Source organism: Nitrosospira sp. CT, from assembly GCF_059489795.1.
Genome location: NZ_JCAHZJ010000038.1, coordinates 55,194 through 65,574, shown reverse-complemented (window position 1 = coordinate 65,574; position 10,381 = coordinate 55,194). Strand labels below are relative to the sequence as shown.

Below are 10,381 nucleotides of genomic sequence, written 5' to 3'. Positions count from 1 at the left end.
TTGAGGAGGAATCCGACAGCAACCCGCAAGCCGTCCTGCATCGACACAACCTTGCCTACATCATCTATACCTCAGGCTCCACAGGAAAGCCAAAGGGAGTAGGGGTAGCGCATCATGCGCTAAGCCACTTTCTTACCAGCATGGGCGAGCTTCCAGGTATGGACGCCCAGGATACGCTTGCGGCGGTGACCGCACTGTCCTTTGACATTGCTGCCCTGGAGCTCTATCTGCCTTTGAGTGTTGGCGCACGCCTCGTGCTTGTTCCGCAGGGGATCAACCGCGATGGTCTGGCCCTTGCGCAACTCCTTCAAACCCACCGTCCCAGCGTCCTGCAGTCCACACCTGCCGGATGGCGCATGCTGGTTGCAGCCGGATGGGATTATTTGCAAGGAAAAGTAGAAGGAGAAATACAGGGTGGAGACAACAAACCGTTCAAGCCCTTGAGAGCGTTGTGTGGCGGCGAAGCGCTTCAGCCTGACCTTGCCGATCAGTTGCGCGCGCACGGCGTCGAGTTATGGAACATGTATGGACCCACTGAAACCACTATCTGGTCCGCAGTGGGAAGAATCGACCAAAGTGGTGCACCAGTATTAGGTAAGCCCATAGCGGCCACCCGGGCATACATCCTCGATACGAATCTCAATCCTGTTCTGCCAGGCGTGGCTGGAGAACTGTATCTCGGAGGGATAGGGTTGGCGCGTGGCTATCCCAACCGTGGAGGACTGACAGCAGAGCGTTTCATAGCCGATCCTTTCGATGAAGAAGGAGGACGGCTTTATCGAACTGGTGACCTGGCAAGATGGCGCGGCGATGGGCAGATCGAATACCTGGGGCGATTGGATCATCAGGTCAAGATTCGAGGGTTCCGCATCGAACTGGGGGAGATCGAAGCCCAACTGCTGGTTCAGCCTGAAATCAGGGAAGCGGTGGTGGTTGCGCGGGAAGGGGCCGATACTGCCCTGGCAGCCGCTGATACACCGCTACCAGGGGGAGGGGGCGCGAAGCTTGTGGCCTATGTTTCATTGCATGCCGGGGAAGATGTGGATGCTGCCTTACTGCGTCAGGCACTCGCCAAAGCGCTGCCGGACTATATGATTCCTTCGGCAATCATTGTTTTGGAGAGTTTACCGCTTAATCCCAATGGGAAAGTGGATCGCAAGGCCTTGCCTGAGCCGGAATTTGCCAACCCGGAGCGTTATGAGGCACCACAAAGTGAAGTGGAAGAAGTGCTGGCGAGCATCTGGGCCCAGGTGCTTGGCGTAGCCCAGGTGGGCCGGCATGACAACTTTTTTGAGTTGGGGGGCGATTCCATTCTCAGTCTTCAAATCGTCACCCAAGCCTGGCGTGCCGGCTTGAAGATCACACCCCGGCAGTTATTCGAACAGCAAACCATCGCTTCGTTGGCAAAAACAGTGGAAACCATTGAGGAACCGGTTATAGAACCGGCCAAACCTGAGCGTGGTTATCTGCGCGATTACCTGGGCTCTGCAGCGATTGCAGGGCTCCCATTTACAGAGGATGAAATTGAAGATGCTTATCCTTTGTCACCGACACAGGAAGGCATGCTGTTTCATACCATGGACACGGCAGTGGAAGGCGCGGGTCTTTATGTAAATCAGCTCAGCGTGGAAGTTGAGGGACTGGACCCGCAACGATTGGCAAATGCGTGGATGGCTATGGTTAGCCGCCATCCAATACTGCGTACCGGTTTTCTATGGCAAGCTGGCTTGGCGCGTCCGCTGCAAATCATCTTCAAAAAAACATATGTCCCTGCCGCCCCTGTCGTCCACTTGGATTGGCGCGGACTGGATGCGGTGGAATTACGTGTTGCTGCCTACGCAGAGGACGAATTGAGACGGGAATTCGATTTTCTCATGCCTCCACTGGCGCGGCTTGCCCTCATACGCCTTGCCGACGACCGCTATCAGCTGGTATGGACGCGACACCATATATTGCTCGACGCGTGGGGGGACTCCATTCTCATCAGCGATTGGTTGCGCTGTTACGATGGGCAGGCACTTGCTGCGCCAGGACCGGATTATGGTCACTATGTACGATGGCTTCTGCAACAGGACGAGCAGGCGACCAAGGCTTTCTGGGAAGCCCAACTTGCAGGGGTTGAAGGTCCGACTCTGTTGGCGGAGTCGACAGGAAAAACAACAAACGGAGCAAGCGAGCCAGACAAGCGATCAGGGTTTGCGCAGATATATACCCTTCTGAGTATCGAGGAAACCCGCCGGCTGAAAGCCTTTGCGCAGCGGCAGCAAGTGACCCTCAATACTTTCGTACAGGCAGCATGGGCATTGCTTTTGCAACGGTATACCGGCAAAGATACCGTGGTATTCGGCGCTACCGTAGCGGGGCGTCCTCCCAGCCTGCCAAAAGCCGAGGAAATAGTGGGAATGTTCATCAATACCATTCCCGTTCCGGTTGAGCGGAAAAGTGAATTGACAGTAGCGGAGTATCTCGGCCTGCTGCAGAAAATGAATGCAAGATTGCGTGAGCATGAGCACGCATCCCTTGCAGATATTCAACGATGGGCCGGTTCCTCCGGTCGGTCCCTCTTCGATAGCATTGTCGTGTTCGAGAATTATCCCATTGATGAGGCAATGCGTAGCAATGAGCTTTATGGACTGCGCTTTGGGGAAATCAAAGGCAAGGGGCTGACAGGATACGCGATGGACTTACAGGTCGTGGTGGGCGACAGGTTGGAAATCGAATATTGCTACGGACGCGCCGAGCTTCCCGACGACTTCGTGCTTGACTTGCGCGCGCATATGGAATTCCTGATGAGGGAGATGATGACTCATCCGGAGTGGCGTGTGGGAGAGCTGGGATGGATGGAAAAAAGAGAGATTGGCCACCTCCTTTCCCTCGGATCCAATGCACATCTGGAAACCTCGCCATCGCGGCTTTCGCATCAGTTTGTGCACAACCTGATCGAGCAGAACGCGGAACACCACCCTGAAGCGATTGCACTGCTCATGGGCGAGCAGGAGCTATCCTATGCGGAGTTGAATGAGCGGGCAAACCGGCTGGCGCACCATCTCGCCCGTATGGGTGTGAGACCGGAAGTGAGAGTAGGAGTGGCGATGGAACGCTCGCTCGAAGTCATTGTCACGCTGCTGGGCGTGCTCAAGGCCGGCGGAGCCTACGTGCCACTCGACCCCGAATATCCGGTAGAGCGCCTGTCCTTCATGGTGAAGGACAGCGGCATGTCACTCCTCTTGACCGAAGGAAAGTTGCTCGCCAAGCTCGGCAGCGGCTTTGGAGTGCAGGCGCTGTTGCTGGATTCCCTGGATCTCACGGCAGAATCGGGCTCTGAGCCCGATATTCCCCTCCATGAGCATAATCTGGCGTACATTATCTACACATCGGGCTCAACCGGGCTCCCCAAGGGAGTCGCGGTAGCGCACGGTCCACTGAGCATGCACTGCCGAGCGACCGCCGGGATTTACGGTATGACACCGCACTCATGCGAGCTGCTCTTCATGTCATTCTCATTCGATGGCGCACATGAGCGCTGGCTGACCGCACTGACAGTCGGTGCCGGCCTGGCAGTGCGCGACCAGGAATTGTGGACCGCGGAGCAGACATACGAGGCTTTGCACAGCTATGGCATTACCAATGCGGCATTTCCGCCCGCTTACCTGGGCCAGGTTGCCGAATGGGCTGCGCCCCGCAGCGATCCGCCCCCGGTAGAGCTTTATGTCTTCGGAGGCGAAGCCATGCCCAAGGCTTCCTACGATCTGGTGCGAAAGACCTTGCGGCCGCGCATTCTGATCAATGGTTACGGACCCACCGAGACAGTTGTTACCCCATTGATCTGGAAGACGGAAGCAAGCAACAGTTTCGATTGCGCCTACGCACCTATCGGCAGACCTGTGGGAGAACGTACCGCGTATGTGCTCGACGTCGATATGCAACCGGTACCCGTAGGCATGATTGGGGAATTGTACATTGGGGGCTATGGCCTTGCTCGCGGGTACCTGGGACGAGCGGGACTGACAGCGGAACGCTTTGTAGCCGATCCATTTGACGGGAATGGCGGCCGGCTCTATCGCACGGGTGATTTGGTGCGTTGGCTGGAGGACGGCAATATCGAATATATCTGCCGTGCTGACCATCAAGTGAAGATTCGCGGGTTCCGGATCGAGCTGGGCGAGATAGAGGCATGCGTACGTGAGCTTACCGGACTGACCGATGTTGCAGTCGTTGTTCGGGAAGGGGTAGGAGGACCGCAACTCGCAGCTTATGTCGTGCAGAATGAGATGAGGGGGGCGACTGCGTCAGTCCGGAAGGGAAGTGCGGGGTTGGGAAGCACGCTGAAGCAGCAACTTGCCAGGCGGCTGCCCGAATATATGGTGCCCACGCATATCGTCATCCTGGAGGAGCTGCCCCGACTGCCCAGTGGCAAGCTTGACCGCAGCGCATTACCGGAGCCGGATGCTGTTGCTGCCGACACTTATCGAGTACCCTCTACTCCGGAAGCTAGGCTTCTGGCTCAGATCTGGCAGGAGGTGCTGGGCGTGGAACGGGTGGGAGAGACAGACAACTTCTTCGCCCTCGGCGGAGATTCGCTCTCCAGCCTGAAAGTCATGGCCCGAATGCGCAACCTGCCCGGGTTGAAATTCGATTTCAAGCTGCGGGATCTGATGCAACGCCCGACCATTGCCGGTTTGCTCGGCCTGGACGTTGAAACCCCCGGCAAAACACAGTCACTGCTGCTGTTAAACCAGAGCGACGAAAAAGCGAAAGTCGAGCCATTATTCTGCATCCATGCGGGATTGGGAACGGTGTTCGACTACCAGCCGCTTGCGCGGCACCTACAGGGTAAGCGAACGGTCTATGGAATACCCTGCCGCATGCTCTCTGATCCCGGACATTGCGATACTTCTCTCGCCCAGATGGCGGCGGATTATGTCCAGATCATTCGCCATGCACAGCCGGAAGGACCCTACCACCTGTCAGGCTGGTCCCTTGGAGGCACTCTTGCAGCCATGATGGCTGCCTTGCTTGAGGCAGAGGGACAGGAGGTCGCGTTTCTGGGCCTCATCGATCCTTTCATTCCCGGCATCGGCAAATCCCAGCTCGACGACTGGCGACAGGATTTTTCCGATTTTATTTCCGTGGTGCTGCCCGGGGCGAAAATTGACAGCGGGGATGGAGTTTTCCCTGATGGAAATCAGAAAAGTTGGCAGCAGTCTTCGGAGCAGCCATCGGAAGAGACTTTGGTAGGTTTGCTGGAGAAATTGATTTCTATCATGCCGGCCTCGGAAGGTGCAGCTTCGCCTACGAAAGAGAAGCGTGGCGGGTATGCGGATCTGGGAGCAAGCGAACTTGCTCGTATCTTCGGCATTGCGCGGCACTTGAAAGCGCTTGCTGCACAAACTCCGGAATTAGGCTGTTTGAACATCCAACCCGCCTGCTGGTGGATTGCGACCCGCATCTTGTCCGACCGGCTGGCTCTTTTAAGGCAAACAGGCCAGCCTGAATTGTCCGGAAACGAAATCGATACCGATCACTTTTCGATCATACGGTCGGAAGCATTGTTTGCCGGGATGGAAAATACGCTTCGATCTGGTGGTGCCGGGACAGCAATTCCCTCGAAGGTTCTATAACCTTTGCACCCTTGTCTTTCAGGCTTTATCGGCTATAACGAAATATTGGGTTTGATATGAAAAGTGCTCGAAGTTAGATCGATAATCCAAAAGGAAAGAACAATGAACGTATCTGAATATGTTCGCGTTACCAGCCTTCCTTACAGCTCCCTATCGCACGAACTCAACATTTGGGGCAAGCTTTTCTCATCGAAGCAGCTCGCATTCAACATGCAGATGCAGACCCAATCCAACTGGTGCTGGGCGGCAACTGCAACGAGTGTATCCCATTTCTATTGGTGGTGGAGTACGTGGAGGCAATGCCGGGTCGCCAATGGAGAGCTTGATCATAGCGACTGTTGCAACACTCCCGTTCCCTCGGCATGTAATGTGCCCTGGTATCTCGACAAAGCCCTCACTCGTACCCACAATTTTGTCAGGATAATGGGCGGGCAAGCCGGTTTTCAGGCGGTGAAGAGTGAAATAGACGCTGGCAGACCCGTCGGGGCGAGGATCGGATGGAACGGCGGGGGTGGCCACTTCATAGTGATTTACGGTTACAGCCGTGTCCTTGCTCAGGAGTACTTTGATATCGATGATCCGATATATGGAAAGAGCCATCTTGCCGTATCCGATTTTGCCAGCAATTATCAAGGAAGCGGCACCTGGACACATACGTATTTCACCAAGAGCTTTCTCAAAATGCCAATAAAATATCTCATCCCGCTAGAGCCTATACTTCATCGCATATGGGAAGCTCGTTCACTGCTTCAGATAAAACAGGGAAAAATTCCGGCAACCGAATCCGCAGAATCGCGTGCATCTCGAGAAACAGAGGATGAAAAGCGGACATCTTTGGGCATGGCCCAGCGTGTATATTCCCTGGGGCTGGATTCATTGCTCGGTTCGCGGCAGATGGCTCCGGAACCGGTCGCCTTGCGGGTTTATGAAGTTGTAGGAGACACTCCACAGGCTTTTTACGATGTTACCGAGGAAGGCGAGTCCCGCGTGCTGCAAATGTCCGCGGCACAGCGGCAACTGGATTTATTCTCGCAAGGCTTGACTAAAGTCCTGGAGGCGGTGGGAGAAGCGGAGCAGGAGGCTGAACTTCGCGTATTTCGCGTACCCGCGCTGAACTTCGAAGCGCTGTGGATCAGTTATGGAGACGAAGGCAGGGACTTGCTTGTTCCATTGCACGCGGTAGGCCGCCTGGTGCAAAACGAGCCGGTGCCCATGCGTGATGCCCTGGAGGCGTTACGAGAGGCAGCACGGCCATTGGCAAACATGGATGACACGATGGGAGCGTGAGGGATGCCATGCTGGTTAGGTTCGAGGCGCAGCAAAAGCCCTCTGTAATTGCTGTGCCACTTCTTCACGCACCTTGCTTGCCTCGCTTACGATATTCGTCAGGCGCGCAAAGTCGTGCGTCATGCCCTCGTAAATTTTGAATTGAGTGGGAACGCCGGCATCTTTGAGCCTGCCGGCGTATTCAATTCCTTCATCCACGAGCGGATCGTGTTCCGCCAGGGCGATGAATGCCGGAGCGAGGCCGCTTAAATCCTCTGCCTCAAGCGGCGCAAAACGCCAGTCTGTCCGGTCTCTTTCGCAGGTCAGGTAATTGTTGAACATCCATTGCAGCGTCGGGGCTTCGAGCAGGTATCCCTTTGCGAGGCGGCGATGCGAATCGGTATCCTGCCACGCGCTTGTGCACGGGTAGAGCAGCGCCTGGAATACCGGTTGGAGCCAACCCATTTCCCTGGCGGCGATAGTCAATCCGGTGGCCAGCGTGCCCCCTGCGCTATCGCCTCCCACGGCTATCCGTTGAGGATCGATACCGTGAGCGGGTCCGTTGGAAAGAAGCCATTGGTAGGCATCCTGGGCGTCATGCACCGCCGTGGGGAACGGATACTCAGGCGCCAACCGGTAGCTAGCGTTCAGCACACGGCAGGGGGTCAGCGCAGCCAGTGTCCGGCATAGCGAGTCGTGGGAATCCAGGCTGCCGACACAATATCCCCCCCCATGAAAATACAGCAGCGCGGGTGCCGCCGGGCCGTGTAATGGCTCGTCCAGCAGAGGCGCATAGAGTCTCGCCGTTATCTCATTTCCATCCCGGCAAGGGATGCGGATTTCCTTGATGCTCGCGACCTCCATACCTGGACTATCCAGAGCCAGGGTGGATATATCGTATTGTTCGCGCGCTTTCGCAGGCGTCAGCTCGTGCAAGGGAGGGACACCATTGCTGATGCCCGCTTCCACAAGTTCGAGAAATGCTGCAAGATCGGGATCAAGCGGCATCGTTCGCGTCTCTCAGGAGTGATTTCAGTAATCGGCTAGAACCGAAGTTTTAGCGTCCCTATCACCATTCGTTCGGTACCGCGGAAAAAGTTTCCGCCAGAACTTGCAGAGTAGTATTTTTCGTTGAATATGTTGTTGGCATTGATGTAGAAGCGCCAGGGGCCATGATCATATCGAACCACCGCGTCAAACAGCGTAAACGACGGAGTGATGCTTGTGTTTGCATCATCGTTGAAGACCCTGCCCACATAGCGCACGCCACCACCGATGCCAAAACCCCTCAACCAACTGACATTCAGTGTACCAAGATCGTAATCCAACCATCCGGAGGTAGTCAGATTAGGAACGCGGATGGGCATTTTGCCTGCAAAACCATCGAAGCTCTCAGTAACCTTTACGTCGTTATAGGTGAAGGCACCGATAAAATTCATTCCGCGAAATAATTGCGTTCGGGCCTCTACTTCCGCACCTCTGGAGCGGATCTCACCGGTTTGTGTGAGGACTCCACCCGCGCGCAGATCAGGTACCAGAACATTGGTTTTGGTGAGCTCGAACAGTGCTGCTGTGAAAAGGCTTCTGGTACCCGGTGGTTGATACTTGACGCCTACTTCATATTGGGAAGCCCGGGTTGCATCGAATGGCCTGCCATCACTACTCCGGTCCAATCCCGGCTGGGGCAGGAACGATTGCGAATAGCTTGCATAGGGTGCGATTCCATTGGAGAAAAGGTAGGTCAGGCCAGCCCTTCCGGTGTATGCAGCGTCCTTGTTCGCGAAAGTGGTCTGGCTCAAGAACTCGTTTGTGTTGTTTGATACCCTGTCGTGACGGCCGCTCAGGGTTAGAATCCAGTTTTGGAACTTGATTTGATCCTGCACGTAGAAACCAACTTGATCTATCTTTTGTATTCCATCCACGGCCAGGAAATCTGGTGTGGGTATCGGTTGAGGATATATAGGGTTAAATACATTAATGGAAGGCGTCGGAGCGGTAGCTGCAAAATACTTAAGGGTGGCCTCGGTGCGAGTCCAATCTATTCCGGTCAGTACCGTATGGCTCAACGGTCCAGTGCTGATCCGGGCTTGCACGTGCGTATCCAGGGCTGTCTGATCAAGACGCTCTGCGGTGGCAAACGCGGAACGGGGCATGGTGCCGCTGAGATCATTTTCAGCAAATCCTAACGGATCCATGTCCCTGAAGCGGCCATCCAATCGCTGGAAGCGGAAATTCTGTCGTGCTGTCCAGGTATCATTGAAATGATGTTCCAGTCTGTAGCTGACCGAAGCCTGATCCGTCGAGTATCGGGTATAACTGGGATCTCCTAGGAGTGTATTGGTCGGGGTGCCATCGGGTGCGCCGAGGTAGAATGCGGCTGCCTCGCTACGGTTATTGAGGATATCGCCAAAAAGCGTGATTGATGTTCGGTCAGTTGGACGCCATGTCAGCGATGGTGCTATGTAGAAGCGTCTGATCTGGGCCCGGTCTCCACCTGTATTCGGAAAGCGCACCTGGGTGTCCGTATCGAGCGCGCTGGTCACCAGGCGGAACATCAGTGTTCCATCCTCATTGGCCAAGCCAAAGTCCCCAGCGATCCGCTTGCGGTCGAAATTACCGTACTGGATCTCGACTTCACGGATAGGAGTAGCAGTGGGAAGTTTGGTTATTCTGTTCACGATGCCCCCGGCGTCCCCGCGACCGAACATGACCGCAGTAGGCCCCCGCAGCACATCCACGCGCTCAAGTGAATATGGATCAGTGATAAAGGCGGCGAAGTAAAGCCCTGTCGCAGTCTGGCTCAAGTTATCCCGGAAATTGGCAGTGGTCTGGACATTAAAACCGCGCATGCTCACATACTCGAAACCCGTTCCGTTGAAACCGAACTGGTCTGGTACCACGCCGGGTACATACCGCAGCGCTTCGGTGAAATTGAGATTTACCCCGCGCATGTCCAGTTCATTGCGATTGATAACCGAAATGGATTGGGGTATCTCGATCAGCGGCGTGTCCGTCTTTGTCCCTGTCAGGGTGCGACTGGTGACATATCCGGGTGTCGGTCCTTTGTCCTTGATGACTAGCGTCGGCAAGACTGTTTCGGAGCGTTTGGCCGATTCAGGATTTTCCCCCTGCTGCGCATTCTCCTGAGTCGATGGGGCGTTCCCTTTTGAAGCTTTCTCCCCCGATCTGGAAGATTCTGTAGCAGAGGATTCGGCATTACTTTCTGCCGCAGGAACACTCGTTTGAAATTTTTTGGCTGACTCCAGGGAAGTTTCCTGTGCATGCCCGTAGCCAGCCACGGACAGGCTGAGGAGTGCGTACTGTATTGCGATTACAAGTCTGGTGGGTCGTGTAAGTGGAGTAAGTGGACGACGATGCCCTTTAATAGTTTTTGTATAGGCTTTCATTTTTTTGTGGTTGCTGGTAGTTAAAAAATTGTAAAGTGGGGGAGGTGTTATCAACTCGTATTCATGAGATTGAAGTAGATTTTCGTT

The 10,381-nt window shown here is 55.1% G+C and carries 4 protein-coding genes; 2 read left to right on the top strand and 2 right to left on the bottom strand.

Going from position 1 to position 10,381, the window contains the following annotated elements:
- Both AC52W5_RS06435 and AC52W5_RS06430 read left to right on the top strand, forming a co-directional pair.
- On the top strand, window positions 1-5,621 hold a 5,621-nt coding region (locus AC52W5_RS06435; RefSeq protein ID WP_495670398.1), incomplete at its 5' end, for a non-ribosomal peptide synthetase.
- 102 nt (window positions 5,622-5,723) lie between these two features.
- Window positions 5,724-6,908, top strand: a complete 1,185-nt coding sequence (locus tag AC52W5_RS06430) for a papain-like cysteine protease family protein (protein WP_495670397.1) — start codon at window positions 5,724-5,726, stop codon at window positions 6,906-6,908.
- Between the two features lie 15 nt (window positions 6,909-6,923).
- On the opposite strand, the gene AC52W5_RS06425 is transcribed toward AC52W5_RS06430, so the two are convergent.
- Window positions 6,924-7,895 (bottom strand): alpha/beta hydrolase, encoded by a 972-nt coding sequence (locus tag AC52W5_RS06425; protein WP_495670396.1) that lies wholly within the window; start codon window positions 7,893-7,895, stop codon window positions 6,924-6,926.
- 35 nt (window positions 7,896-7,930) lie between these two features.
- On the bottom strand, window positions 7,931-10,294 hold the full coding sequence (locus AC52W5_RS06420) for a TonB-dependent siderophore receptor (RefSeq protein ID WP_495670395.1): 2,364 nt from the start codon (window positions 10,292-10,294) through the stop codon (window positions 7,931-7,933).
- Window positions 10,295-10,381: the final 87 nt, after the last annotated feature.